This is a genomic window from Streptomyces sp. NPDC059567 (genome assembly GCF_042735655.1).
In the GTDB taxonomy this organism is placed as follows: Bacteria; Actinomycetota; Actinomycetes; order Streptomycetales; family Streptomycetaceae; genus Streptomyces.
The window spans coordinates 1-26999 of record NZ_JBHWBS010000078.1 but is presented as its reverse complement, the minus strand read 5'-3'; the positions used below and the strand labels follow the sequence as shown (position 1 = coordinate 26999).

The window sequence follows — 26999 nt, the reverse complement described above, 5'->3', positions numbered from 1 at the left end:
ACCTTGGTGTATACGCGACCCCCTGTATGTGGCGCCACCCCCGGGGGGGCACCCCCCCCCGGGGGGCCCGCCCTTCGGCATGTGCGGAACAGGAGGGGCTAGCGGCCGGCCAGCTCCCAGACCGCGAGCATCAGGCCGGCGCTCGCCGTCAGCGCGGCGATGCTGGTGAGCGGCCAGCGGGCGCGCTCCAGGGTGTCCAGCCGGGACTCCATGTCGGCGAGCTGCTTGTCCGTCTGGTCACTGCGCTGCACCAGCAGCGCCAGCGAGCCGTCGACCCGGGCGAACCCCGCCTCCAGCGTGCCGCGGAGCCGCTCCAGTTCGACGGCGACGGTGACCGGGTCGTGCTGTTCAGGCTCGGTCATCGGCCGCTCCCGAGGTGGTGCGCAGCCAGGCGGGGAGCAGGCTCTGGACGGCCGGGACCGCCATCACCCGGGTGAGGGCGCCGGCGGCGGCGAGCGCTCCGGCGACCCAGGGGAGGGTGGCCGGGAGGCCGGAGGCGTCGACGACCGCGGGGAGGACGACGGCGAGGGCGACGGCGGACTGCAGGACGGTACGGGCGGTGCGCTTGGCGGCTTCGGACCTCCTCGGCCGCCAGCGGCCCGGGGATCAGGGTGGCCGGAGTCAGGGACATCAGCACGGGTTCTCCTCCATCGCGGCTTCGAGTTCCTCGGCACGGCAGCCCGCCGCGTCCGCCAGGTCGCCCCACTCCTCCTCGGGCCACAGATGGCGGTACGCCGGGTCGTCCTGGCAGCCGCACTCCTCGTCGGTACAGGTGCAGGCCGGGTTCACGCAGAGCACGGCGCGCCGGTCGGGGAACGCCCGCAGCGACACCGAGTCGCACCAGGGGCAACGCCCCGAGACCCGTACGACCTGCTCCGTGACGCCGAGCGTGCGCGCGCAGCGCCGGGCAATGCGGCGCAGCTCGTCCCGCACGTGCCGCGCCAGGTCGGGGTGGGCCGCGATGTCGTCGAGCAGCGCGATCGTGCGCCGGAGCCGTTCGACGACCGGGGCGCGGCCGGGGCGGGGGAGCCCCAGCCGGGCGCGTACCGGGGGAGTCGGGCAAGGGCAAGGTGTTCTCCAGTCTCCGGGGCCAACGATGGGTCCCGTGGGGCCGGTGAGGTCCCTGGGGCCCGGGAGGCCGATGCGGTCGGCGGCGAGCCAGCGTTACATGTTGCGTGCGGGCGCGCAACAAGAATGGGGAGATGCCTTTACCGTTTCAACACGGTTGCGCGCCCGAGAGCACGTAATTCCGTGCGCGCAAGCACGCTAGAGTGTGGCGCCTGGAGGAGTGAGGAGCGGTACATGACCACTCGTGGGCTGGACGAATTCGCAGGCTGGGTCGAAAGCCTGATGAGAGAGCGCGGCTACGACATCGACAGCCCGCGCGGCGGTGGGAAGTCCCGGATCGCGGACGAGGCGGGGGTGCATCGCGCCGCCGTGACCCGGCTGCTGCAGCGGCAGAGCATGCCCGACCTGGAGACCATGCGCAGGATCGCCCCGCTGCTCGGGGTGTCCGTCCGCGACATGCTGATCCGGTCCGGCCGGGTGACGCCGGAGGAGCTGCCGATCGCGGCGGACCTGCTCCCGCCGAGCGACTGGCAGCCGACCATGGAGGACTTCGCGCACTGGCTCGGCGTCCCCGACGAGCGGCTCGGCGTCTTCATCAAGGTGGTGAACCAGTTCCTGGAGCCCGACGAGGAGGGCGCGCAGGGCGGCGCCGAGGGCGGTGACGCGCCGGACGCGCGGCGTGCCGCGCGGGACTGAGCGGACACCGCGGCACCACACAAAACAGCCGGGGCCCCGGCCGCCCGCGGCCCGCGCCCGGCCCCCGCGGCGCCCGGGCAGCCGCCCCCGCGGCGGGCGGCGGTGCCGTCTTCGTGCCCTGGCCCCTCGGGGGTCTTGGCGGCTCGGGCGGCGGCCGGGGTGTCGGGGTTCTGTCGCGCGCGGCCCCGGGTGGAGCCCCGGCGGTGGCTCCCGGTCGGAGGTCCTCCGCCCCCGCGGCGTCCCTTCCGTGTTCTCCCACGTCGGCCGGGTGCCCGGGCGACGGGGCATTTGTTTTGACCGGAGTCCATGCGGTAGGTACGCTCAGACCTTGTGCCTGGGGTGTGCCTGGGCTCGTGTGCGTGTCATCAGCCGCACGGCGAGTTCGTCAACGGCCACCGCAATCTGCGCCTTTTCCGCCCTCGGCGGAGGTCCGCAGTATTCGACACACCCGACCGCGTGGGTCGGTGCTGTGTTCCAGGTTAGTTTTACGACGGCACACAGAAACCGGAGAAGTAGTGCCTACGATCCAGCAGCTGGTCCGGAAGGGCCGGCAGGACAAGGTCGAGAAGAACAAGACGCCCGCACTCGAGGGTTCCCCTCAGCGTCGCGGCGTCTGCACGCGTGTGTTCACGACCACCCCGAAGAAGCCGAACTCGGCCCTCCGTAAGGTCGCGCGTGTGCGTCTGACCTCGGGCATCGAGGTCACGGCCTACATCCCGGGTGAGGGTCACAACCTGCAGGAGCACTCCATCGTGCTCGTGCGTGGTGGCCGTGTGAAGGACCTGCCGGGTGTTCGCTACAAGATCATCCGCGGTTCCCTCGACACGCAGGGCGTCAAGAACCGTAAGCAGGCTCGCAGCCGCTACGGCGCCAAGAAGGAGAAGTAAGAATGCCTCGTAAGGGCCCCGCCCCGAAGCGCCCGGTCATCATCGACCCGGTCTACAGCTCTCCTCTTGTCACCTCGCTGATCAACAAGATCCTGCTGGACGGCAAGCGTTCCACCGCCGAGCGCATCGTCTATGGCGCCATGGAAGGCCTCCGCGAGAAGACCGGCAACGACCCGGTCATCACGCTGAAGCGCGCCCTCGAGAACGTGAAGCCGTCCCTCGAGGTCAAGTCCCGCCGTGTCGGTGGCGCCACCTACCAGGTGCCGATCGAGGTCAAGCCCGGTCGCGCCTCCACCCTCGCGCTCCGCTGGCTCGTGGGTTACTCCCGCGCCCGCCGCGAGAAGACCATGACCGAGCGCCTCATGAACGAGCTCCTCGACGCCTCCAACGGCCTCGGTGCTTCGGTCAAGAAGCGTGAGGACACGCACAAGATGGCCGAGTCCAACAAGGCCTTCGCGCACTACCGCTGGTAGTCGCAACCCACATCGAGACCGAGAGAAGACTGAGCCGATATGGCTACCACTTCGCTTGACCTTGCCAAGGTGCGCAACATCGGCATCATGGCTCACATCGACGCGGGCAAGACGACCACCACCGAGCGGATCCTGTTCTACACCGGCGTCTCGTACAAGATCGGTGAAGTCCACGACGGCGCTGCCACGATGGACTGGATGGAGCAGGAGCAGGAGCGCGGCATCACGATCACGTCCGCCGCGACGACCTGCCACTGGCCGCTCGAGGACGTCGACCACACCATCAACATCATCGACACCCCGGGCCACGTCGACTTCACCGTCGAGGTGGAGCGTTCGCTCCGCGTGCTCGACGGTGCGGTGACGGTGTTCGACGGCGTCGCCGGTGTCGAGCCCCAGTCCGAGACTGTCTGGCGTCAGGCGGACCGCTACGGCGTTCCGCGTATCTGCTTCGTCAACAAGCTCGACCGTACGGGTGCCGAGTTCCACCGCTGCGTCGACATGATCGTGGACCGCCTCGGCGCCGTCCCGATCGTCATGCAGCTCCCCATCGGTTCCGAGATGGACTTCCAGGGTGTCGTGGACCTCGTCCGCATGAAGGCTCTGGTCTGGTCCGCCGAGGCGACCAAGGGCGAGATGTACGACGTCGTCGACATCCCGGCCACGCACACCGAGGCCGCTGAAGAGTGGCGCGGCAAGCTGGTCGAGACCGTCGCCGAGAACGACGAAGAGATCATGGAGCTCTTCCTCGAGGGCCAGGAGCCCACCGAGGAGCAGCTGTACGCCGCGATCCGTCGTATCACCATTGCCTCCGGCAAGGGTGGCGGCGAGAAGACGATCACCCCCGTCTTCTGTGGCACCGCGTTCAAGAACAAGGGTGTCCAGCCCCTGCTCGACGCGGTCGTCCGCTACCTGCCCTCCCCCCTGGACGTCGAGGCCATCGAGGGCCACGACGTCAAGGACGCTGAGGTCGTCGTGAAGCGCAAGCCTTCCGAGGACGAGCCGCTCTCCGCGCTCGCCTTCAAGATCGCGAGCGACCCGCACCTCGGCAAGCTCACCTTCGTCCGGATCTACTCCGGTCGCCTGGAGGCCGGCACCTCGGTGCTGAACTCCGTCAAGGGCAAGAAGGAGCGCATCGGCAAGATCTACCGTATGCACGCGAACAAGCGTGAGGAGATCGACTCGGTGGGCGCCGGCGACATCGTCGCCGTCATGGGCCTGAAGCAGACCACCACCGGTGAGACGCTGTGCGACGAGAAGAACCCGGTCATCCTGGAGTCCATGGACTTCCCGGCGCCGGTCATTCAGGTCGCGATCGAGCCCAAGTCCAAGGGTGACCAGGAGAAGCTGGGTGTCGCCATCCAGCGTCTCGCGGAGGAGGACCCCTCCTTCCAGGTCCACTCTGACGAGGAGACCGGCCAGACCATCATCGGTGGTATGGGCGAGCTTCACCTCGACATCCTCGTCGACCGTATGCGTCGCGAGTTCAAGGTCGAGGCGAACGTCGGCAAGCCGCAGGTCGCGTACCGCGAGACGATCCGCAAGGCCGTCGAGCGCGTGGACTTCACCCACAAGAAGCAGACCGGTGGTACCGGTCAGTTCGCCAAGGTGCAGATCGCGATCGAGCCCATCGAGGGCGGCGACGCCTCGTACGAGTTCGTGAACAAGGTCACCGGTGGCCGCATCCCGAAGGAGTACATCCCTTCGGTCGACGCCGGTGCGCAGGAGGCCATGCAGTTCGGCATCCTGGCCGGCTACGAGATGACTGGCGTCCGCGTCATCCTTCTCGACGGTGCCTACCACGAGGTCGACTCCTCCGAGCTCGCGTTCAAGATCGCCGGTTCGCAGGCCTTCAAGGAGGCCGCGCGCAAGGCTTCCCCCGTCATCCTTGAGCCGATGATGGCCGTTGAGGTCGTCACGCCCGAGGACTACATGGGTGAGGTCATCGGCGACATCAACTCCCGCCGTGGCCAGATTCAGGCCATGGAGGAGCGCAGCGGCGCTCGCGTCGTGAAGGGCCTCGTGCCCCTCTCGGAGATGTTCGGCTACGTCGGAGACCTCCGCAGCAAGACCTCGGGTCGCGCAAGCTACTCGATGCAGTTCGACTCCTACGCCGAGGTTCCCCGGAACGTCGCCGAGGAGATCATCGCGAAGGCCAAGGGCGAGTAACTCACCCGAGTGCACGCTTTAGGCTTGACACCAGTCGCCGGGGCTTCGGCCCACGAAACCCGAGGGATCGGGCCCCGGCGGATGGCATCCCAGCAAAGATCACCTGGCGCCGATGAAGCAAGGCGTTCAGAACCACTCCAGGAGGACCCCAGTGGCGAAGGCGAAGTTCGAGCGGACTAAGCCGCACGTCAACATCGGCACCATCGGTCACATTGACCACGGTAAGACGACCCTCACGGCCGCCATTACCAAGGTGCTGCACGACGCGTACCCGGACCTGAACGAGGCCTCGGCCTTCGACCAGATCGACAAGGCTCCTGAGGAGCGCCAGCGCGGTATCACCATCTCCATCGCGCACGTCGAGTACCAGACCGAGTCGCGTCACTACGCCCACGTCGACTGCCCCGGTCACGCGGACTACATCAAGAACATGATCACGGGTGCGGCGCAGATGGACGGCGCCATCCTCGTGGTCGCGGCCACCGACGGCCCGATGCCGCAGACCAAGGAGCACGTGCTCCTGGCCCGCCAGGTCGGCGTTCCGTACATCGTCGTCGCCCTGAACAAGGCCGACATGGTGGACGACGAGGAGATCCTGGAGCTCGTCGAGCTCGAGGTCCGTGAGCTCCTCTCCGAGTACGAGTTCCCGGGCGACGACCTGCCGGTCGTCAAGGTCTCGGCGCTCAAGGCGCTCGAGGGCGACAAGGAGTGGGGCCAGTCGGTCCTGAACCTGATGGCCGCCGTCGACGAGGCGATCCCGCAGCCCGAGCGTGACGTCGACAAGCCGTTCCTGATGCCGATCGAGGACGTCTTCACGATCACCGGTCGTGGCACCGTCGTCACCGGTCGTATCGAGCGTGGTGTCCTCAAGGTCAACGAGACCGTCGACATCGTCGGTATCAAGACCGAGAAGGTCACCACCACGGTCACCGGCATCGAGATGTTCCGCAAGCTGCTCGACGAGGGCCAGGCCGGTGAGAACGTCGGTCTGCTCCTCCGTGGCATCAAGCGCGAGGATGTCGAGCGCGGCCAGGTCATCATCAAGCCCGGTTCGGTCACGCCGCACACCGAGTTCGAGGCCCAGGCCTACATCCTGTCGAAGGACGAGGGTGGCCGTCACACCCCGTTCTTCAACAACTACCGCCCGCAGTTCTACTTCCGTACCACGGACGTGACCGGCGTCGTGACCCTCCCCGAGGGCACCGAGATGGTCATGCCGGGCGACAACACCGCCATGACCGTCGAGCTGATCCAGCCCGTCGCCATGGAGGAGGGCCTGAAGTTCGCCATCCGTGAGGGTGGTCGGACCGTGGGCGCCGGCCAGGTCGTCAAGATCAACAAGTAATTGTCGATCGCTTGACCTGTGCCGCTCCTGACGGAGCGTCATAAGAGGGGGGCCCCCCCCCCCCCGCGCGGGGCCCCCCCCCCCCCTCTCTTTTGTCCGGAGTGCGTGATATCGCACTACTTGTGACCTAGGTCATGCGCTCCGGGTCCAAGGACCTTGGATGATGGAGGGCATGTCCCGTCTCCCCGCCCTGCCCGCGTTGCGCCGCCGCGTGGACCGGTGGGCCGGTTCACCGCACGCCCTCGACGTCATCGCCGCGCTCAGCGCCTTCGCCCTGATGGTCCTGGACGTGCCCGGGCTCGCGCGCGCGGACAACTCGCTGACAGGCGTCACCGCGACCCTCGTCCTGGCGGCCGGCGCGGCGACGCTGGTGCTGCGGCGCCGGCTGCCCTGGATCCCGTACCTGGTGGCGCTCGCCCTCATGGGCTGGCTGCACGAGCTGACGATGATTCAGTTCGCGCTGTACTCACTGGGCCGGTTCCGCGGCCGCAGGGTCGCCGTCGTCGCCACGGTGCTCTACGTGGGTGTGGCGTACGCGCTCTTCCAGACGCCCGGCTGGCCCGCCCGGCACGGCGAGACGCTCAGCGACTTCCTCAGCCTCGTCGTCCCCATCGGCGTGCTCGCGGCCGGCGTGGGCATCGCCGCGTACCGACAGGACCTGGTCCGCGCCCTGGAGTGCCAGCGCGCCGACGCCGCGGCGCGGCAGGCGGTGCAGGAGGAGCGCATCTCGGTCGGCCGGGACGTCCACGACCTCGTGGGCCGGGAGCTGACCGTGCTCGCCGTGCGGGCCGAGGTGCTCGCCGTACGGGCCAGGGGCGAGGCGCACGTGAAGGACTTCGAGGAGCTCGCGGACACCGCGCGGCGCGCCCACCACATGCTCAACGAGACGATCGTGCGCCGGGCCGATCAGGGCACCGCCACGCCCGGTCTCGACGGGCTCTTCGAGCTCGCGGAGGAGAGCGAGCGGATGGGCAGCCCGGTCGAGCTCATGGTGGCCGAGGAGGCGAAGGCGCTCTCCCCGCTGCGGCAGACGGCCGTCCACCGGGTCGTCCAGGAGTGTCTGACGAACGCGGCCAAGCACGCGCCCGGCCTGCCGGTGTCCGTGACGATCTCGGTGACCGGCCCCGACCTGCGCATCGAGGTCCGCAATCCGCTCCCCACGACCCCGCCGGACCGTGCCCCGGTCTCGACGGGCACGGGGCTGTTCTCCATGGAGGAGCGCGTCACCAGCATGGGCGGAGGCCTCTCGGCGGGGCCGGACGGCGACACGTACAGGGTGACCGCGCTGCTGCCGACGGGCTTCGGGGTGCACTGAACGGGCTGCTTGGGGCTGCACTGAACGGCCTCGGGGTGCACTGAACCGGCTTCGGGGTGCGCCGAGCGGCGTCGGGACACGCCGAGCGGGCTTTCGGGGCTCGCCGCGAGGGCCGAGCGGGTCGGGAAAGTCCCGATAGGGGTGCGTCCACCGCCCTGTCGGTCCCCCTCCGTAGACTGGGTCCGTGAGTGAGCCCCGCGACCAGTTCGACGCGTCCGACCCGTCCGACCCGTTCGACGAGATCGTCGACACAGAGACCAACCGGGACCCCGACCTGGCGGTGATCGAGGCCGGCAGCCGCACGCTGCGCGCGCAGGCCGGCCCGCCCCAGGGCGATCCCGTGCCCGCCCGGCCCGCCGACCCTGAGGTGGACAGGGCGCTGCGCGAGGTCGAGACCGAGCTGGCGACCCGCTGGGGCGAGACCAAGCTGGAGCCCTCGGTGACGCGGATCGCGGCGCTGATGGACGTGCTCGGCGAGCCGCAGCGCGCGTACCCCTCGATCCACATCACGGGCACGAACGGCAAGACGTCCACGGCCCGCATCGTCGAGGCCCTGCTGACCGCCTTCGACCTGCGCACCGGGCGCTACACCTCGCCGCACGTGCAGACGATCACCGAGCGGATCAGCCTGGACGGCGCCCCGATCTCCGCCGAGGGTTTCATCGAGACGTACCAGGACATCAAGCCGTACGTGGAGCTGGTGGACGCCCGCGAGGAGTTCCGGCTCTCCTTCTTCGAGGTCCTCACCGGAATGGCGTACGCGGCGTTCGCCGACGCCCCGGTGGACGTGGCGGTCGTCGAGGTCGGCATGGGCGGCACCTGGGACGCGACCAACGTCATCGACGCCTCGGTCGCCGTCGTCACCCCGATCGACCTCGACCACACCGACCGCCTCGGCGAGACGCCGGGCGAGATCGCCGGCGAGAAGTCCGGGATCATCAAGCAGGGCGCGACGGTGATCCTGGCCCAGCAGCCGGTGGACGCCGCCCAGGTCATGCTGAAGAAGGCCGTCGAGGTCGACGCGACGGTGGCCCGCGAGGGCATGGAGTTCGGCGTCGTCTCCCGCGAGATCGCGGTCGGCGGCCAGCTGCTGACCCTGCGCGGGCTCGGCGGCGAGTACGAAGAGGTCTTCCTGCCGCTGTACGGCGCGCACCAGGCGCACAACGCGGCGGTCGCCCTCGCGGCGGTCGAGGCGTTCTTCGGCATCGGCGCGGAGCACGCCCGCACCCTGGATCTCGACACCGTGCGCCGCGCCTTCGCCGCGGTGGCCTCGCCGGGCCGCCTCGAGGTCGTCCGCAGCTCCCCGACGGTGATCCTGGACGCCGCGCACAACCCGCACGGCGCGCGGGCGACGGCCGACGGCATCAGCGAGTCGTTCGGCTTCTCGCGGCTCATCGGTGTGGTCTCCACCAGCTCCGACAAGGACGCCAAGGGTCTGCTCGAAGCCTTCGAGCCGATCTTCGCGGAGATCGTCGTCACGGCGAACTCCAACCCCCGCGCGACGGACGTGGACACGCTCGCGGCGATCGCCGTGGAGGTCTTCGGCGAGGACCGGGTGGTCGTGGAGCCGCGGCTGGACGACGCCATCGAGGCGGCGATCACCCTCGCGGAGGAAGAGGACGAGTACGCGGGAGCGGGCGTCCTGGTGACCGGTTCGATCTTCACGGTCGGGGATGCCCGGCTGCTCCTCGGAAGGCGCTGAATCCGATGCGTACGCTCTGTGCCTCGACGCTGATCGGCGAGTTCTTCGTGATCGGGTTCGCCGGGCTCGTCGCCATGAAGGACGCGAGCCTGTCGATGTCCGCGGTCTGGTGGGTCTGCGGCATCGCGATGCTGGTGTCGGTGCTGCTCTGCGGGATGATCACCCGCCCGGGCGGGCTCCAGCTCGGCTGGGTGCTGCAGATCGCTCTCGTCGCGAGCGGCTTCGTGGTGCCGGTGATGTTCTTCCTGGGCGCGACCTTCGCGGTGCTGTGGTGGGCCTCGATCCACTACGGCCGCAAGATCGACGAGGCGAAGGCCCGCTGGGCCGCGCAGGCCGAGGCGGAGACGGCGTAGCGCCTCCGGAGAGCCGGGGCGGCCCGTCCCGGACGGGGTGGTACGCAGGATGCGGAGGAGCCCCCTCCTGAGGCTGACGCTGCGTAATCGACGGCCGTGGGGGCCCTGTAGCCTCTGAGTCCCGCACACCGCATTGAAGGAGTCTCTACCGTGAGCCAGCGCACGCTCGTCCTGCTCAAGCCCGACGCCGTCCGCCGTGGCCTGATCGGCGAGATCATCGGCCGTATCGAGCGCAAGGCGGGCTGGACCATCTCCGCGCTCGAACTGCGTGAGCTGAGCCAGGACACGCTGGAGCAGCACTACGGCGAGCACAAGGGCAAGCCCTTCTACGAGCCGCTCATGGGCTTCATGCAGTCCGGCCCGGTCGTCGCCCTGGTCGTCGAGGGCGAGCGCGTCATCGAGGGCCTGCGGACCCTCGCCGGCCCGACCGACCCGATCGCCGCCGCCCCCGGCTCCATCCGCGGGGACTTCGGCACCATCGTCCGGGAGAACCTCATCCACGCCTCGGACTCCGAGGAGTCCGCCATTCGGGAAATGAAGCTTTTCTTCCCCGGCCTGGCGTGACCCGGGGCTGACCGGGTGTCAGCCATCCACCGCAACAACCTGGGGCGACCGAAGGAATTTCGGTCGCCCCAGGGCATATGAACGGTTGGGCCGGGAACGCATCGCAGCGTCCTACCGTCACCTATACAGAGGTGGACCACCGCGCGGTATCCGGGTGGGCGGCACTACGATGGAAAACTCCACGCCGCAGCACCCGAAAACCCACCACCTCGCCGACCTGAGAAGCCGTCAACGCTCCAATTGGGAAGGCCCGACGCATCCTCATGGGAAACAAGGGGAACTCAATGTCGTTCATCGGCCGTGACATGGCTGTCGACCTCGGGACCGCCAACACGCTGGTGTACGTCAGGGGTCGAGGCATCGTTCTGAACGAGCCGTCCGTCGTCGCGATCAACACCAACACCGGCGGAATCCTGGCGGTCGGCGCCGAGGCGAAGAAGATGATCGGCCGGACGCCCGGCAACATCGTCGCCGTCCGGCCCCTGAAGGACGGTGTGATCGCCGACTTCGAGATCACCGAGCGCATGCTCCGCTACTTCATCCTCAAGATCCACAAGCGCCGCTACCTGGCTCGCCCCCGGGTCGTCGTGTGCGTGCCGTCCGGTATCACCGGAGTGGAGCGCCGCGCCGTCATCGAGGCGTCCACCCAGGCCGGCGCCCGACAGGTGCACATCATCGAGGAGCCCATGGCCGCGGCCATCGGCTCGGGCCTCCCGGTCCACGAGGCCACCGGCAACATGGTCGTCGACATCGGCGGCGGCACCACCGAGGTCGCCGTGATCTCACTGGGCGGAATCGTCACAGCACAGTCGATCCGGGTGGCCGGCGACGAGCTCGACAACGCGATCATCCAGCACATCAAGAAGGAGTACTCGCTCCTCCTCGGTGAGCGCACCGCCGAGCAGATCAAGATCACCATCGGCTCGGCCTACGACCTCGACAACGACGAGCACACCGAGATCCGCGGCCGCGATCTCGTCTCCGGTCTGCCCAAGACCGTGGTCATCTCGGCCGCCGAGGTCCGCAAGGCCATCGAGGAGCCGGTCAACGCCATCGTCGACGCCGTGAAGACGACGCTCGACAAGTGCCCGCCCGAGCTCTCCGGTGACGTGATGGACCGCGGCATCGTTCTCACGGGTGGTGGCGCCCTGCTGCGCGGCCTGGACGAGCGGCTGCGCCGCGAGACCGGGATGCCGATCCACATCGCCGAGGACCCGCTGGACTCGGTGGCGCTCGGTTCCGGCAAGTGCGTGGAGGAGTTCGAGGCGCTCCAGCAGGTCCTGGACGCCCAGCCCCGCCGATAACGGATCGGCGACGATCCGCGACGATCGGCTGTGCGGGTGGCAAGAACCCCCGTACAGCCGATCGTTGATATAACGGCAAAAACCGGCACGAATCGTATGGAACAACCGAACCAAGAGGAAAGGCACGGCCGCCGCACGTGAGGGACACACGAGAGAGCCGGCTGCTCCTGGTGCTGCTGATCGCCATCGCGTTCGCACTGATCACGGTGGACATCCGCGGCGGCAAGGAGTCACCGGTCGACGGCGCCCGGCAGGCAGCCGCCGCGGTCTTCGGGCCGGTCGAGAACGGGGTCGCGTCAGCCGTCGACCCCATCGGCAACGCCATCGGAGCCGTACGCGACTCCGGCGAGCGGCACGACCGGATCGCCGCCCTGGAGCGCGAGAACGCGGCCCTCAAGGCCAAGCTCGGCAGCGACGACCGCAACCGCAGCCGCATCCGTGAGCTCGACACCCTCCTCAAGACGGCAGGCGCCGGGCAGTACGGCATCAAGGGCGCCGAGGTCATCGCCATAGGGGCGGCCCAGGGCTTCTCCTGGACCGTCACCATCGACGCCGGCGCCAACGACGGCATCGAGCGGGACATGACCGTGCTCAACGGCGCCGGTCTGGTCGGCCGCGTCACCACGGTCGGGCCCTCCACCGCGACCGTGCTCCTCGCCAACGACCCCGACTTCACCGTCGGCACCCGCATGGAGAAGTCGGACGAGCTCGGCTTCGCCACCGGCCAGGGCAACGGCCCCCTCCTCGTCCAGCTCCTCAACGGCAAGGCGAAGGTGAAGACCGGCGACCGGCTCGTCACCTTCGGCTCGCAGGCCGACAAGCCCTTCGTGCCCGGCGTGCCGGTCGGCGAGATCGTCCGCGTCGACCCGATGGGCGGCGGCCTGACCCGCAACGTCTACGTCCGCCCGTACGTCGGCTTCTCCAAGCTCGACATCGTCGGCGTCGTCGTCCAGGCCCCGCGTACCAACCCCCGCGACATGGTCCTGCCGCCCAAGCCCAAGCCCGCGCCCACCGTCACCGTGACGGTCACCCCACCACCACCGGAGGGGCAGCAACAGCAGGGCGGGGACGGGCAGCAGCCGGTGCGGGACGCCACCCAGGACCAGGCCCGCAAGCCCGAGGACCAGCAGCAGAACCAGCAGCAGGAGCAGGGGGACTGAGGCCGTGAAGTTCAACCGCATTCTCCTCTCCGCCACCCTCGTGGTGGTCGCCCTGGTCGTCCAGGTGTCCGTCCTCTCGCGCCTCCAGCTCCCCGGCGCCGTGCCGGACCTCGTCCTGCTGACCGTCCTCGGCCTCGCGCTCGTGTACGGGCCGGTCAGCGGCTCCCTCATCGGCTTCGGGGCCGGTCTCCTCTCCGACCTCGCTCCACCCGCCGACCACGCCGCGGGCCGCTACGCCCTGGTCCTCTGCGTCATCGGCTACCTCGCCGGACTCGCCCGCCCCGACAACGGCAAGCTGAAGTCCGCCAGCGGCCCGATGGCCGTGGTCGTCGCCGCGGCGCTCGGCTCCACCCTGCTGTACGCGGGGGTCGGTGCCCTCGTCGGCGACACCGCCGCCCGCCATGTCGGCCTCGGCTTCCTGCTGTTCACCGCGGCGATCTACGACCTCCTCCTCGCGCCCTTCACCGTGCCGCTGATCATGGCGCTGGCCCGGCGCGCGGAGAACGACCCGCTCGCCGACACCTCAGGGGGTGCCACGGACGTCTCCTCCGGCTGGCTCTCCTCCGGGACCGGCCTGCGGATCGGCAGCCAACGCGGCGGGATGCTCGTCAAGGCGGCCCGCACCAGAGCCTCACGCGCCGGACGCATCAAGGGAGTCAAGCGACTGTGACCGAGGGGGTACCGGCAGTATGAGCAACATCCCGGAGACCGGGCGGACTCCCAGGGTCCAGATCCGGCTCGTCGTCATCCAGGTCCTCGTCTTCTCCCTGCTCCTCACCCTCGGCGGACGCCTCTGGTACCTCCAGATCCGCAACGGCAAGGAGTACACCGACGAGGCGAAGAGCAACCACGTCCAGCGGGTCGTCCAGCCCGCCGTCCGCGGAGCGATCCTCGACGCCCGCGGAGTCCCCCTCGCCGACAACGAGACCCGTCTCGTGGTCTCCGCGTCCCGTACCGACCTGATGAAGATGAAGGACGACGGCAAGGCCGTCCTCACCCGTCTCGCCGGCGTCCTGGGAATGAAGCCCAAGGACGTCATGGACAAGGTCCGGCTCTGCGACTCCGAGACCCCGCAGCCCTGCTGGAACGGCTCGCCCTACCAGCCGATCCCGATCACCGACGAGGCCACCACGCAGCAGGCGCTTCGGATCCGGGAGAGCACCGAGGACTTCCCCGGCATCACTGCCGAACTCGCCGCCGTACGCCGCTACACGGCGCCCGGCAACGCCCGCACCGCGCAGGTGCTCGGTTATCTCTCGCCGGTCACCGACGAGGAGATCCAGAAGGCCAAGGACACCGACTCGCCGTATCTGCGCTCCGACCAGGTCGGCCGCTCCGGCATCGAACGCACCTACGACAAGGAGCTGCGCGGCAAGGCCGGCGTCACGTCGTACGAGGTCGACAAGATCGGCCGGGTCATGGGCCAGACCCAGTCCGATCCGGGCGTGCCCGGCTCCACCCTCGTCACCAGCATCGACGCCCGCGTCCAGTCGGTCGCCGAGTACGAGCTCCACCAGGCGATGAAGCTGGTCCGGGGCGAGACCGACAAGATCACCGGCCGTAAGTACGAGGCCGACGCGGGCGCCGTCGTCGTCATGGAGTCCAGGACGGGCCGCGTCGTCGCGATGGCGTCCCAGCCCGACTACGACCCGAACGCCTGGGTCGGCGGCATCTCCGGCAAGGACTACGCCCGGCTCACCAGCAAGGACTCCAACTACCCGCTGCTCAACCGGGCCATCCAGGGGCAGGCGCCCGCCGGCTCCGTCTTCAAGGTGGTGTCGGCGAGCGCGGCCGTCCGGGCCGGATACGACTTCGACGACAAGTACCTCTGCAGCAGCTCCTACAGCATGGGCAACCGGAGCTTCGCGAACTTCGAGTCGCAGGGGCACGGCCCCATCACCCTCGGCGACGCCCTCAAGTACTCCTGCAACACGGTCTTCTACCGCCTCGGCCACCAGGAGTGGAGCCGCGACGGCGGCATAAAGCCCAAGAAGGACGCCCACGACTGGTTCTACCGGACCGCCCGTGACTTCGGCTTCGGCTCCGAGACCGGCATCGACGTGCCGAACGAGGTCAAGGGCCGTATCCCGGACCGCCAGTGGAAGCAGAAGTTCTGGGAGGCCAACAAGGACGCCTGGTGCAAGCAGGGCAAGAAGGGGGGCACCTACGTCGAGCAGATCGCCTATGAGAGCTGCCTCGAGGGCAACCAGCTGAAGGCCTACGACAGCATCAACTTCTCCATCGGTCAGGGCGACGTCCTCATCACGCCCGTCCAGCTGGCCACCGCCTACGCGGCGATCAGCAACGGCGGCACCCTCTACGACCCGACCATCGGCAAGGCCGTGATCAGCCCCGACGGCAAGCGGATCCAGGAGATCAAGCCGACGGCCCACGGCAAGCTGCCGGTCGATGCCAAGACCATCGCCGACCTCGACAAGGGCCTGCGCTCCGTCGTCGAGCCCGGCGGTACCGCCGCCTGGCGGTTCGGCGGCTGGCCCCAGGACAAGATCCCGATGCGCGCCAAGACCGGCACCGCCCAGGTCTACGGCAAGCAGACGACCTCCTGGTTCGCCACGTACACCGACGACTACACGATCGTCATGACGATCTCCCAGGGTGGTACGGGCTCCGGCGCGTCCGGCCCCGCCGTGCGCAACATCTACGACGCCCTCTACGGCCTCGACGACGAAGGCAACCAGGACCTCAAGCGCGCCCTGCTGCCCAAGCCGCAGCAGGGGCTGCCGAAGATCCAGGCCGACGGCTCCATCGACGCGCCCGACATCAAGCCGTACGACCCCGCCTCACAGCTGGTCAAGCCGGTCAAGCAGGGCGACGCGGCAGGCCTGGTCGATCCGGCAGGTCAGGGCGATCCGGCAGGCCAGGGCGATCCGGCCAAGCCGGACGACGGGAAGTCGCCGCTCATGGGCACCCCGCACATCTGGAGGGACTGACGCGATGACCGCACCCCACGGATTCTCCGTCTCCCGGTACGCGCCCGAGCGCGGGTCGCTCGCGAAACTCACCGCCCGCGACTCGATGCTGCGCCGGCTCGACTGGCCGATCCTGCTGTCGGCGCTCGCCCTGTCCCTCCTCGGCGCGCTGCTCGTCTGGTCCGCCACCCGCGGCCGCACCGAGCTCAACAACGGCGACCCGTACTACTTCCTCTTCCGCCACGTCCTCAACACCGGCATCGGCCTCGCCCTGATGATCGGCACGATCTGGCTCGGCCACCGCACCCTGCGCGGCGCGGTGCCGATCCTCTACGGCATCTCGATCCTGCTGATCCTCGCCGTCCTCACCCCGCTCGGCGCGACCATCAACGGCGCCCACGCGTGGATCGTCATCGGCGGCGGCTTCTCGCTCCAGCCCAGCGAGTTCGTCAAGATCACCATCATCCTGATCATGGCGATGCTGCTGGCCGCCCGCGTCGACGCCGGCGACCAGGTCCACCCCGACCACCGCACCGTCGCCAAGGCCCTCCTCCTCGCCGCGCTCCCCATGGCGATCGTCATGCTGATGCCGGACCTCGGTTCGGTGATGGTCATGGCGGTGATCGTGCTCGGCGTGCTCCTCGCCTCCGGCGCCTCCAACCGCTGGGTCCTCGGCCTCATCGTCGCGGGCATCAGCGGTGCCGCACTCGTCGCCGCGCTCGGCGTGCTCGACGAGTACCAGATCAACCGCTTCGCCGCCTTCGCCAACCCCGAGCTCGACCCGGCGGGCGTCGGCTACAACACCAACCAGGCGCGCATCGCGATCGGCTCCGGCGGCCTGTACGGCGCGGGACTCTTCAACGGCCACCAGACCAGCGGCCAGTTCGTGCCCGAACAGCAGACCGACTTCATCTTCAGCGTCGCCGGCGAAGAGCTCGGCTTCCTCGGCGGCGGACTGATCATCGCGCTGATCGGCGTCATCCTCTGGCGCGCCTGCCGGATCGCACGCGAGACGACCGAGCTGTACGGCACGATCGTCGCCGCCGGCATCATCGCCTGGTTCGCCTTCCAGTCCTTCGAGAACATCGGCATGGCCCTCGGCATCATGCCCGTGGCGGGCCTCCCGCTCCCGTTCGTCTCCTACGGAGGCTCGTCGATGTTCGCCGTGTGGGTGGCGATCGGACTGCTCCAGTCGATCCGCGTACAGAGGCCGATAACCGCTTAGGCTCAAGAGGGTCTGCCCTTCCGTTCACTTCACGTCTAGATTCGATTCATGGCGGAGACGAAGCGCGAGATCGAGCGGAAGTACGAAGCCACCGAGAAGGCGGGGCTCCCGGACCTCACCAGGGCCCGGGGAGTCTCGGCCGTCCTCGACCGGGGCGTCGCCGAACTCGACGCCGTCTACTACGACACGGCCGATCTGCGGCTGGCCGCCGACTCGCTCACCCTGCGCCGCCGCACGGGCGGGGAGGACGCGGGCTGGCACCTCAAGTTCCCCGTCGCGTCCGGGATCCGCGACGAGATCAGAGCCCCGCTCGCCGACACCCTCCCGACACCCCTCGCCCGACTCCTGCGCTCCCGCATCCGCGACGAGGACGTCGTCCCCGTCGTCCGCCTCCGCTCCTCCCGGGACGTCCGCCACCTCGTCGACGAGGAGGGGACCCTGGTCGCGGAGGTGTCCGTCGACACGGTCCACGCCGAGCGCCTGACCGAGTCCGGCGGAGAGACCTCCTGGACGGAGATCGAGGTCGAACTCGCGGACGGCGCGGACCCCACCGTCCTGGACGCCGTCGAGAAGCGCCTGAAGAAGGCGGGCGTACGGCCGTCGGCATCGGCCTCGAAACTCGCCAGGGCCCTGGCGGAGACGACGGACCCCGACGCGGGCTCGGCCGGCGGCGCCCATGACGCGGTCTTCCGGCCGGGGGAGGACACCGCGGGCGGCCGCGTCCTCGCCTATGTGGAGGAGCAGATCGACGCGATCATCGCCCTCGACCCCGCCGTCCGCCGTGACCTCCCCGACTCCGTCCACCAGATGCGGGTCGCCACCCGCCGCCTCCGCAGCGCCTTCAAGACGTACCGCAAAGTCCTCGACCGCACCGTCACCGACCCCATCGGCGAGGAGCTGAAATGGCTCGCCGGGGAGCTCGGCGTCGCCCGCGACCAGGAAGTGCTCCTCGACCGCCTGCGCGGCCGGATCGAGGAACTGCCCCGCACCCTCCTCCTCGGCCCCGTCCGCTCCCGGCTCCGCATCTGGAACGCCGCACACGGCGGCGGCGCCCGGCGCACCGCACTCGCCGCCCTCGACTCCGCGCGCCACCTCGCGCTCCTGTCCGCCCTCGACGCGCTGCTCACCGACCCGCCCCTGCTGAAGGACGCCACGAAGGACGCCCCGCCGGTCTTCGCCAAGGCCGTCCTCAAGGACTACGACCGGCTCGCCGGCCGTGTCGACCACGCACTCGCCCTGCCCGCGGGCCACGACCGCGACCTCGCCATGCACGAGGCCCGCAAGGCCGCCAAACGCGCCCGCTACGCCGCGGAGGCCGCCACCCCGACCCTCGGCAAGCCGGCCAAGCGCTTCGCCAAGCGCATGAAGTCCGTCCAGACCGTCCTCGGCGACCACCAGGACAGCGTCGTCGCCCGCGAGGCCCTGCGCACCCTCGCCGTCCAGGCCCACGCCGCGGGCGAGTCCGCCTTCACCTGGGGACTCCTCTACGGCCAGGAGGAAGCGGCCGGCGCCGACCGCGAACGCGAGTTCCCGCAGGTCTGGGAGCGGGCCTCGGCCCCGAAACCGAGGGCGGCACTGAGTCACTGAGCACCGGGTACGCTTGAGAGTCGCCCCCTGCCAGCTCACGAAGGTTCGAGATGTCTGCTGCCGAGTCTGTCTTCCCGCAGCTCGAAGCTCTGCTCCCGCACGTGCAGAAGCCGATTCAGTACGTCGGTGGAGAGCTGAACTCCACGGTCAAGCCGTGGGAGTCCGCCGACGTCCGCTGGGCGCTCATGTACCCGGACGCGTACGAGGTCGGTCTGCCCAACCAGGGCGTCATGATCCTCTACGAGGTACTGAACGAGCGGGAGGGTGTCCTCGCCGAGCGCACCTACAGCGTGTGGCCGGACCTCGAGGAGCTGATGCGGGAGCACAAGGTCCCGCAGTTCACCGTGGACAGCCACCGCCCCGTCGGCGCCTTCGACGTCTTCGGCCTGAGCTTCTCCACCGAGCTCGGCTACACCAACATGCTCACGGCCCTCGACCTGGCGGGCATCCCGCTGGAGTCGAAGGACCGCACCGTCGACCACCCGATCGTGCTCGCCGGCGGCCACGCCGCCTTCAACCCCGAGCCGATCGCGGACTTCATCGACGCGGCGATCATCGGCGACGGCGAGCAGGCCGTCCTCGACATGACCGAGATCATCCGTGCCTGGAAGGCCGAGGGCCGCCCCGGCGGCCGCGAGGAGGTCCTCCTCCGGCTCGCCAAGACCGGCTCGGTCTACATCCCGGGCTTCTACGACGTCGAGTACCTGGCCGACGGCCGGATCGCCCGCGTCGTGCCCAACCGCTCCGGCGTGCCGTGGCGCGTGTCCAAGCACACCGTCATGGACCTCGACGAGTGGCCCTACCCGAAGCAGCCGCTGGTCCCGCTCGCCGAGACGGTCCACGAGCGGATGTCCGTCGAGATCTTCCGCGGCTGTACCCGCGGCTGCCGCTTCTGCCAGGCCGGCATGATCACGCGCCCCGTGCGGGAGCGAAGCATCACCGGCATCGGCGAGATGGTCGAGAAGGGTCTCAAGGCGACGGGCTTCGAGGAGGTCGGCCTCCTCTCGCTCTCCTCCGCGGACCACACCGAGATCGGCGACATCGCCAAGGGCCTCGCCGACCGGTACACCGAGGACAAGATCGGTCTCTCCCTCCCCTCGACCCGCGTCGACGCGTTCAACGTCGACCTGGCCAACGAGCTGACGAGGAACGGCCGTCGCTCCGGTCTCACCTTCGCGCCCGAGGGCGGCTCCGAGCGGATGCGCAAGGTCATCAACAAGATGGTCTCGGAGGAGGACCTGATCCGGACCGTCTCCACGGCGTACGGCAACGGCTGGCGCCAGGTGAAGCTGTACTTCATGTGCGGCCTGCCGACCGAGACGGACGAGGACGTCCTCCAGATCGGCGACATGGCGGTCAACGTCATCGCCGAGGGCCGCAAGGTCTCCGGCCAGAACGACATCCGCTGCACGGTCTCCATCGGCGGATTCGTCCCGAAGCCGCACACCCCTTTCCAGTGGGCCCCGCAGCTCTCGGCGGAGGAGACGGACGCGCGCCTGGCGAAGCTCCGGGACAAGATCCGCGGCGACAAGAAGTACGGCCGCTCGATCGGCTTCCGCTACCACGACGGCAAGCCCGGCATCGTCGAGGGCCTGCTCTCGCGCGGCGACCGGCGGATCGGCGCCGTCATCCGCGCGGTGTACGAGGACGGCGGCCGCTTCGACGGCTGGCGCGAGCACTTCTCGTACGACCGCTGGATGCAGTGCGCCGACAAGACGCTGCCGGCCATGGGGGTCGACGTCGACTGGTACACGACCCGTGAGCGCACCTACGAGGAGGTCTTGCCCTGGGACCACCTGGACTCCGGTCTGGACAAGGACTGGCTCTGGGAGGACTGGCAGGACGCGCTGGACGAGACCGAGGTCGACGACTGCCGCTGGACGCCGTGCTTCGACTGCGGTGTGTGCCCGGCGATGCAGACCGAGATCCAGGTCGGTCCGACGGGCAAGAAGCTGCTGCCGCTGAGCGTGGTCAAGTAGCCCGTTCCGGTAACACTCCGGCGACGGCCCGGTGCGAGGGGAAACCCTCCGCCGGGCCGTCGCGTCATTTCCGGCATGAGCATGGAGAAGGCGCAGCCCGGGGGAGAGCCGGAGGGCTGTCTGACGGCGTTCATCAGGATTCCGGTTCGGATCGTGGTGCTGGTCGTCGTCGTACCCGTCCGGCTGGTGTGGGACGTTCTCGTCGTCTGCGGGCGGGCCGTCGAGCTGCGGGTGCTGCGGCCGGTCGGGCGGGCGCTCGGCTGGATGTTCCGCACGCTGGTGGCGAAGCCGGTGGTCTGGCTGGGCAAGGCGCTGTTCGTCTGGCCGTGGGTCGCGCTGTGGCGGTACGTGCTCGTGCCGGTCGCCCGGTACGGGCTCGTGCTTTCGGCCGGGTGGCTCTACCGGTCGGTCCTCACCCCGGTCGGGCACGGCCTCGCGTGGTTCTTCACCACGGTGGGCCGTGGCCTCGCGTGGTTCTTCGCCCGGCTGGGGGAGGGCCTCGGTGTCGTCGGCCGCTGGGTGGGCAAGGCGCTGTTCGTCTGGCCGTGGGTCGCGCTGTGGCGGTACGTGCTCGTGCCGGTCGCCCGGTACGGGATCGGTGTCCCCGCGGTCTGGGTGTACCGGTGGATCCTCGCCCCGCTCGCCACGGCCCTGTGGCGGTATCTCGTCGTGCCGGTGGCCCGGTACGGGATCGGGATGCCCGCCGTCTGGCTCTACCGGGCCGTCCTCACCCCACTCGGTCACGGGCTGACGTGGCTGTTCACCGGCCTCGGCCACGCCCTGGTGTGGCTCGGCAAAGCGCTGTTCGTCCGGCCCTGGGTCGCACTGTGGCGGTACGGGATCGTCCTGCCCCTCGGATGGCTCTGGCGCCGGGTCCTGGCGCCCCTCGGGCGGGAGATCGTGGACGCCTTCCGGGTCTGCTGGCGGATCGCGGGGTTCATCTCCCGGGCCGTCGGCCGGGCACTCAAGTGGGTGGTCCGGAATCTCTTCGGCCGCCCCGTGACCTGGATCTATCGCGCCGTCTGCACCCCCGTCGGGCACTGGGTCCGCGACCAGGTGTGGGCGCCGGCCAGGCGGGCGGCCGTCGAGGCCGGAAGGGCCGCCCGGGGCGCCCTCCGCTCGGCACGCGCGACCGTGCGGCAGGCCCGCCGCGACGCCTGGCACGCGCTGGTCGGCGGAGCCCGAGTGACCGAGCCTGGGGAACCGGTGGTGGCCCCTGCGCGTACTCTGGGTAGTACAACAACCGCCTCCGGCGCGGCGCCCGCACCCGAGATCTCCCTGCGAAAGCAGGGGTGAGCCGGTCGGGCCCCCCAGAGGCCACCCGCATTTCGTGGGCGGCGCGCCACCGCGCCCGCCCCGCACCGAGGAGAAGAACCACTGGGCAAGCGACAGCCCGAAGGCCCGCCGCCCGCACCGGCGGTGCAGCGCATCCGACTGCGCTACACCAAGCGCGGCCGCCTCCGGTTCACCAGCCACCGTGACTTCCAGCGCGCCTTCGAGCGTGCGCTGCGCCGAGCCGAGGTGCCCATGGCGTACTCGGCCGGATTCACCCCGCACCCGAAGGTGTCGTACGCCAACGCCGCCCCCACGGGTACGGGCTCCGAGGCAGAGTTCCTGGAGATCGCGCTCACCGAAGCGCGGGATCCGGAGACCCTGCGGGTCCTGCTCGACGAGTCGCTCCCGGACGGCCTCGACATCACCGATGCCGTCGAGGCCCGCACCTCGGGACTCGCCGACCGGCTCACCGCCTCCGTGTGGGAGCTGCGGCTCGACGGGGTCACTTTCGAGGACGCCGAGAAGGCCGTATCGGCCTTCCTCGCGGCCGACACCGTGGAAGTGCAGCGCAAGACCAAGAACGGCATCCGCACCTTCGACGCCCGCTCGGCCGTCGCCGACCTCGTCGCCGATCGTCCACAGGCACGTCCCCAGGCTGATAGGCCCCTGGACAATGCCTGTGCGATACTGCGGCTGGTTGTTCGGCACGTGACACCTGCCGTACGACCCGACGACGTCCTGTCCGGTCTCCGAGCTGTGGCCGACCTGGCGCCGCCGGTCCCCGCAGCGGTGACCAGGCTGGCGCAGGGGCTCTTCGACGAGGAGTCCGGCACGGTGACCGACCCGCTCGCGCCCGACCGCGAGGTAGTCACGGCCGCTCCACCCACGGCCGCCGCGACCGCCTCAGCGACGGCGCCGGGTGCAGGTTCCGCGTAGGGAGCGGTCGTTGTAGCGCAGCCCTGGTACTCGGGAGCCACCTGGGTCGGGCAGCGCACTGACCAGGAGACTTTCGCCAGGCCGTACGTACAACGCGTACGGAACCGGCGAGCCAGACATCAGCTCCCGTGCGGCGCCCGCGCCCCGGACGGCGGCACCGCGCTTCGTGCGTGATCGTGCCGCCGGACCGGAACAAGGCGCGGCGCCCGGGAGCGTGACGGGAGAACCGCCCGCATGCTCGAGCCGAACGAAGAGAACAACAACGCACCTGGTGACAAGCTGCCGCCGCGCCGTAGGCGCCGCGCCGCTTCCCGCCCCGCCGGTCCGCCGGTGACGGCGGAGGTCACCGAGAACGCGGCCGAGGTCGTCGTGGAGACGCCCGCCGCCACGCCGGAGCCCACGGAGGAGCCGGCCGCCGCCGCGCGTCCGCGCCGTCGTGCGACCCGTAAGGCCACGTCCGCGGAGCCCGTGGTCGAGGCAGCGGCAGAGGCCGCGTCGGCCGAGGCTCCCGTCGAGGAGCCGGCCGCCCCCGCGCGTACCCGTCGCCGTGCGACCCGTAAGGCCACGTCGCCGGAGCCGGTCGTCGAGACCGAGGCAGCGGCAGAGGCCGCGTCGGCCGAGGCACCTGTCGAGGAGCCGGCCGCCCCCGCGCGTACCCGTCGCCGTGCGACCCGTAAGGCCACGTCGCCGGAGCCGGTCGCCGAGACCGAGACCGCCGCCGCTGCCGAGGTCGCGCCGGTGGCCGAGGAGGCTCCTGTCGAGGAGCCCGCCGCCCCCGCGCGTACCCGCCGCCGTGCCACCCGCAAGGCCACCTCCCCGGAGCCGGTCGCCGAGACGGCCGGCGAGAGCCTGCCGTCGGAGACCGTCGCGCAGATCACCGCCGAAGAGGCCGAGCCCGAGGTCGCCGCCGCCGAGAAGGCCGCCACCCGCGGCCGGACGCGCCGTCGCGCGTCCTCGCCGCAGTTCACCGCTGAGCCGGTCTCCGCCCCCAAGGCGGAGGAGGAGCCCCGCGGCCGTCGCGCCGCGCGCCCCGCCGTCGCCGTCTTCCAGGCCCCGGTCTTCACCGAGCCCATGTTCCAGACCCCGGAGACCGCGGCCGCCGCCGCTGCCGCCGTGGCCGTGGAGCCGGAGGAGGACGAGGAGGAGACGGTCGAGGTCGAGGAGACCACCGCCGTCGTCGAGACGGTCGAGCGCCCCGAGCCCGCCGGCCGTCGCCGCCGTCGCCGTCGTGGCGAGCCCGCCGAGCCCGTCGCCGTCGAGCCGGTGCCGGCCACCGTCGCCGACGAGCCCGAGGTCGAGGCCGAGGAGCCCGAGGCGGAGGCCGAGGAGTCCGACGAGTACGAGGACCGTCCGTCCCGCCGTCGCCGCCGTGGCGGCCGTCGCCGTCGTCGCGGTGAGCTCGCCGAGGCGGAGGACACCGAGGAGACCGAAGAGGCGGAGGAGGCCCGCGCCGAGGACGAGGAGTCCGAGGAAGAGGCCGAGGAGTCCGACGAGTACGAGGGCGGCACCTCCACGGGTGGCAGCAGCAGCTCGCGTCGCCGTCGCCGTCGTCGCCGCCGCAGCGGTGATGCCTCCGGCGAGACCGAGGCGGGCGAGGAGGACGGCGTCCGTACGGTCGTCAAGGTCCGCGAGCCCCGTCCGGCCCGCGAGAAGGCCGAGCCGTCCGACGAGGTCCAGTCCATCAAGGGCTCGACCCGCCTGGAGGCGAAGAAGCAGCGTCGCCGCGAGGGCCGCGAGCAGGGCCGCCGTCGCGTCCCGATCATCACGGAGGCCGAGTTCCTGGCCCGCCGTGAGGCCGTCGAGCGCGTCATGGTCGTCCGCCAGAACGGTGAGCGCACCCAGATCGGCGTCCTGGAAGACAACGTGCTCGTCGAGCACTACGTCAACAAGGAGCAGGCCACCTCGTACGTCGGCAACGTCTACCTGGGCAAGGTCCAGAACGTGCTGCCGTCCATGGAGGCCGCCTTCGTCGACATCGGCAAGGGCCGCAACGCCGTCCTGTACGCCGGCGAGGTCAACTTCGAGGCGCTCGGCATGGCCAACGGGCCGCGCCGCATCGAGACCGCGCTCAAGTCCGGCCAGTCGGTCCTCGTCCAGGTGACGAAGGACCCGATCGGTCACAAGGGCGCCCGTCTGACCAGCCAGGTGTCCCTGCCGGGCCGTTACCTCGTGTACGTCCCCGAGGGCTCGATGACCGGCATCAGCCGCAAGCTCCCGGACACCGAGCGCGCCCGCCTGAAGACCATCCTCAAGAAGATCGTCCCCGAGGACGCGGGCGTCATCGTGCGCACCGCCGCCGAGGGCGCGAGCGAGGACGAGCTGCGCCGCGACGTCGAGCGTCTGCAGGCCCAGTGGGAGGACATCCAGAAGAAGGCGAAGAACGGCAACGCTCCGACCCTTCTCTACGGCGAGCCGGACATGACCGTCCGTGTCGTCCGCGACATCTTCAACGAGGACTTCTCGAAAGTCATCGTCAGCGGTGACGACGCCTGGGAGACCATCCACGGCTACGTGAACCACGTCGCCCCGGACCTGACCGACCGCCTGTCCAAGTGGACGAGCGAGGTCGACGTCTTCGCGACGTACCGGATCGACGAGCAGCTGATGAAGGCGCTGGACCGCAAGGTCTGGCTGCCGAGCGGTGGCTCGCTGGTGATCGACAAGACCGAGGCGATGATCGTCGTCGACGTCAACACCGGCAAGTTCACCGGTCAGGGCGGCAACCTCGAAGAGACCGTGACGAGGAACAACCTCGAAGCGGCCGAGGAGATCGTGCGCCAGCTGCGCCTGCGGGACCTCGGTGGCATCGTCGTCATCGACTTCATCGACATGGTCCTGGAGTCCAACCGCGATCTGGTGCTGCGCCGCCTCCTGGAGTGCCTGGGCCGTGACCGGACCAAGCACCAGGTGGCCGAGGTCACCTCGCTGGGCCTGGTCCAGATGACCCGCAAGCGGGTCGGCCAGGGTCTGCTGGAGTCCTTCTCCGAGACCTGCGTCCACTGCAACGGCCGTGGCGTCATCGTGCACATGGAGCAGCCGACCGCCCCCGGCGGCGGTGGCGGCGGCAAGCGCTCGAAGAAGCGTGGCCGTGGCGGTGCCGAGCACCACGAGCACGAGCACGTCGAGGCCGTGGAGACGGAGTCCGAGACCGAGACGGTCGAGACCGAGGCCGAGGTGGCCGCGGAGATCGCCGCCCCGGTGGCCGTGGAGGAGCCCTTCCGCGCCGACGAGGAGCTGTACAGCAGCGCCGCCGAGGCCGAGGCCGCCGCCACCCGTGGTCGTGGCCGCCGTCGGGCGACCCGCAAGGTGTCCGCGCCGGCCGGTCCTCCGGTCGCGGCGGCCCCCGCGCCGGTCGTGGTCGAGCCCGAGCCCGTCGTGGAGGCCGAGCCCGTCGTCGAGGCCGTGGTCGAGGCCCCGGTCGTCGAGGAGGCCGCCCCGGCCCCCCGTGCGCGCCGCCGTGCCACCCGTAAGGCGACGGCCCCGGCCGGTTCGCCGGCGGCGGCTCCGGAGCCCGTCGTCGAGGTTCCGGTCGTCGAGCCCGCCGCCGCCCCGGAGCCGGTCGTCGAGGCCGCGCCCGAGCCCGTCGTCGAGGAGGCCCCCGTGGCCGCCCCGCCGAGGGCCCGTCGCAGGGTGGTCCGTAAGGTGACCGCCCCTGCCGGTTCGCCCGCGGGCGCCGAGGAGGCCGCCGTCGTGGTGGTCGAGGCTCCGGCCGCCGTCGAGGCTCCGGCCGCGGAGGCGGAGGCCGAGGCCCCCGCCCCGGCCAAGAAGACGGCCGCCCGCAAGACGGCCAAGAAGGCCACCGCGAAGAAGGCCGCCACCAAGAAGACGGCGGCGACCAAGAAGACCGCGGCGAAGAAGACGACTGCGAAGAAGGCGGCCACCAAGAAGACGGCCGCCCCCGCACAGGACTGATACGGCCGGGGGGGGGGGGGCCCGCGGCGGCCGGGCCCCCCCCCCCCCCCGGCGGCGTTGCCCCGATATTAACCGACTGGCTCCCGCGCCCGCGCCAGGGAGAAGGGGGGTGGGGTTGG

At 70.3% G+C, this 26999-nt stretch carries 21 protein-coding genes and 1 pseudogene; 19 read left to right on the top strand and 3 right to left on the bottom strand.

Annotated elements, in window-relative coordinates; genetic code table 11:
• Window positions 1-98: 98 nt before the first annotated feature.
• The 3 genes and pseudogenes from ACFVZW_RS27565 to ACFVZW_RS27555 form a co-directional block, all read right to left on the bottom strand.
• A complete protein-coding gene (locus ACFVZW_RS27565; RefSeq protein ID WP_384526535.1) occupies window positions 99-362 on the bottom strand; it encodes a hypothetical protein in 264 nt (87 codons plus the stop codon).
• Window positions 349-546: a hypothetical protein gene (locus tag ACFVZW_RS27560; protein WP_384526549.1), complete on the bottom strand. Its 198-nt coding sequence runs from the start codon at window positions 544-546 to the stop codon at window positions 349-351. The genes ACFVZW_RS27565 and ACFVZW_RS27560 overlap by 14 nt, the downstream gene beginning before the upstream one ends.
• A gap of 84 nt (window positions 547-630) precedes the next feature.
• Window positions 631-1047: pseudogene (locus ACFVZW_RS27555) on the bottom strand (hypothetical protein); the annotation flags it as partial.
• 255 nt (window positions 1048-1302) lie between these two features.
• On the opposite strand from ACFVZW_RS27555, the gene ACFVZW_RS27550 reads away from it, so the two are divergent.
• The 19 genes from ACFVZW_RS27550 (at window position 1303) to ACFVZW_RS27460 (ending at window position 26880) form a co-directional block, all read left to right on the top strand.
• A complete protein-coding gene (locus tag ACFVZW_RS27550; RefSeq protein ID WP_384526533.1) occupies window positions 1303-1764 on the top strand; it encodes a helix-turn-helix domain-containing protein in 462 nt (153 codons plus the stop codon).
• A 515-nt stretch (window positions 1765-2279) separates the two neighbouring features.
• A complete protein-coding gene (gene rpsL, locus ACFVZW_RS27545) occupies window positions 2280-2651 on the top strand; it encodes a 30S ribosomal protein S12 (RefSeq protein WP_003948652.1) in 372 nt (123 codons plus the stop codon).
• A gap of 2 nt (window positions 2652-2653) precedes the next feature.
• Window positions 2654-3124, top strand: a complete 471-nt coding sequence (gene rpsG / locus ACFVZW_RS27540) for a 30S ribosomal protein S7 (RefSeq protein WP_003966970.1) — start codon at window positions 2654-2656, stop codon at window positions 3122-3124.
• A gap of 39 nt (window positions 3125-3163) precedes the next feature.
• Entirely contained in the window at window positions 3164-5293 is a 2130-nt protein-coding gene (fusA, locus tag ACFVZW_RS27535) for an elongation factor G (RefSeq protein WP_355105089.1), read from the top strand.
• A gap of 151 nt (window positions 5294-5444) precedes the next feature.
• The gene (gene tuf / locus ACFVZW_RS27530; RefSeq protein WP_361445373.1) at window positions 5445-6638 is read left to right on the top strand and encodes an elongation factor Tu; all 1194 of its coding nucleotides are present in this window, start codon (window positions 5445-5447) and stop codon (window positions 6636-6638) included.
• Window positions 6639-6810: 172 nt separating this feature from the next.
• Window positions 6811-7953, top strand: a complete 1143-nt coding sequence (locus ACFVZW_RS27525) for a sensor histidine kinase (RefSeq protein WP_384526526.1) — start codon at window positions 6811-6813, stop codon at window positions 7951-7953.
• Between the two features lie 184 nt (window positions 7954-8137).
• The gene (locus tag ACFVZW_RS27520) at window positions 8138-9655 is read left to right on the top strand and encodes a bifunctional folylpolyglutamate synthase/dihydrofolate synthase (RefSeq protein WP_384526523.1); all 1518 of its coding nucleotides are present in this window, start codon (window positions 8138-8140) and stop codon (window positions 9653-9655) included.
• Window positions 9656-9660: 5 nt separating this feature from the next.
• Complete coding sequence (locus tag ACFVZW_RS27515; protein WP_384526521.1) at window positions 9661-10008, top strand: DUF4233 domain-containing protein; 348 nt, start codon at window positions 9661-9663, stop codon at window positions 10006-10008.
• A 150-nt stretch (window positions 10009-10158) separates the two neighbouring features.
• Window positions 10159-10572 carry a nucleoside-diphosphate kinase gene (ndk, locus tag ACFVZW_RS27510; RefSeq protein WP_376441937.1) on the top strand — a complete coding sequence of 138 codons (414 nt, stop codon included), beginning with the start codon at window positions 10159-10161 and terminating at the stop codon, window positions 10570-10572.
• Window positions 10573-10856: 284 nt separating this feature from the next.
• A complete protein-coding gene (locus tag ACFVZW_RS27505) occupies window positions 10857-11876 on the top strand; it encodes a rod shape-determining protein (RefSeq protein WP_056640532.1) in 1020 nt (339 codons plus the stop codon).
• Between the two features lie 137 nt (window positions 11877-12013).
• Window positions 12014-13036, top strand: a complete 1023-nt coding sequence (gene mreC / locus ACFVZW_RS27500) for a rod shape-determining protein MreC (RefSeq protein WP_384526517.1) — start codon at window positions 12014-12016, stop codon at window positions 13034-13036.
• A 4-nt stretch (window positions 13037-13040) separates the two neighbouring features.
• Window positions 13041-13706 (top strand): rod shape-determining protein MreD, encoded by a 666-nt coding sequence (gene mreD / locus ACFVZW_RS27495; protein ID WP_384526515.1) that lies wholly within the window; start codon window positions 13041-13043, stop codon window positions 13704-13706.
• A 19-nt stretch (window positions 13707-13725) separates the two neighbouring features.
• Window positions 13726-15987: a penicillin-binding protein 2 gene (gene mrdA / locus ACFVZW_RS27490; RefSeq protein WP_384526512.1), complete on the top strand. Its 2262-nt coding sequence runs from the start codon at window positions 13726-13728 to the stop codon at window positions 15985-15987.
• A gap of 4 nt (window positions 15988-15991) precedes the next feature.
• Complete coding sequence (rodA, locus tag ACFVZW_RS27485; RefSeq protein WP_384526509.1) at window positions 15992-17191, top strand: rod shape-determining protein RodA; 1200 nt, start codon at window positions 15992-15994, stop codon at window positions 17189-17191.
• Window positions 17192-17239: 48 nt separating this feature from the next.
• Window positions 17240-18778 carry a CHAD domain-containing protein gene (locus ACFVZW_RS27480; RefSeq protein ID WP_384526506.1) on the top strand — a complete coding sequence of 513 codons (1539 nt, stop codon included), beginning with the start codon at window positions 17240-17242 and terminating at the stop codon, window positions 18776-18778.
• A 50-nt stretch (window positions 18779-18828) separates the two neighbouring features.
• Window positions 18829-20757, top strand: coding sequence for a TIGR03960 family B12-binding radical SAM protein (locus ACFVZW_RS27475; RefSeq protein WP_384526503.1), 1929 nt, complete (start codon window positions 18829-18831; stop codon window positions 20755-20757).
• Between the two features lie 75 nt (window positions 20758-20832).
• Window positions 20833-22053: a hypothetical protein gene (locus ACFVZW_RS27470; RefSeq protein WP_384526500.1), complete on the top strand. Its 1221-nt coding sequence runs from the start codon at window positions 20833-20835 to the stop codon at window positions 22051-22053.
• 123 nt (window positions 22054-22176) lie between these two features.
• Window positions 22177-22968, top strand: coding sequence for a TIGR03936 family radical SAM-associated protein (locus ACFVZW_RS27465; RefSeq protein WP_384526497.1), 792 nt, complete (start codon window positions 22177-22179; stop codon window positions 22966-22968).
• 234 nt (window positions 22969-23202) lie between these two features.
• Entirely contained in the window at window positions 23203-26880 is a 3678-nt protein-coding gene (locus ACFVZW_RS27460) for a ribonuclease E/G (protein ID WP_384526495.1), read from the top strand.
• Window positions 26881-26999: the final 119 nt, after the last annotated feature.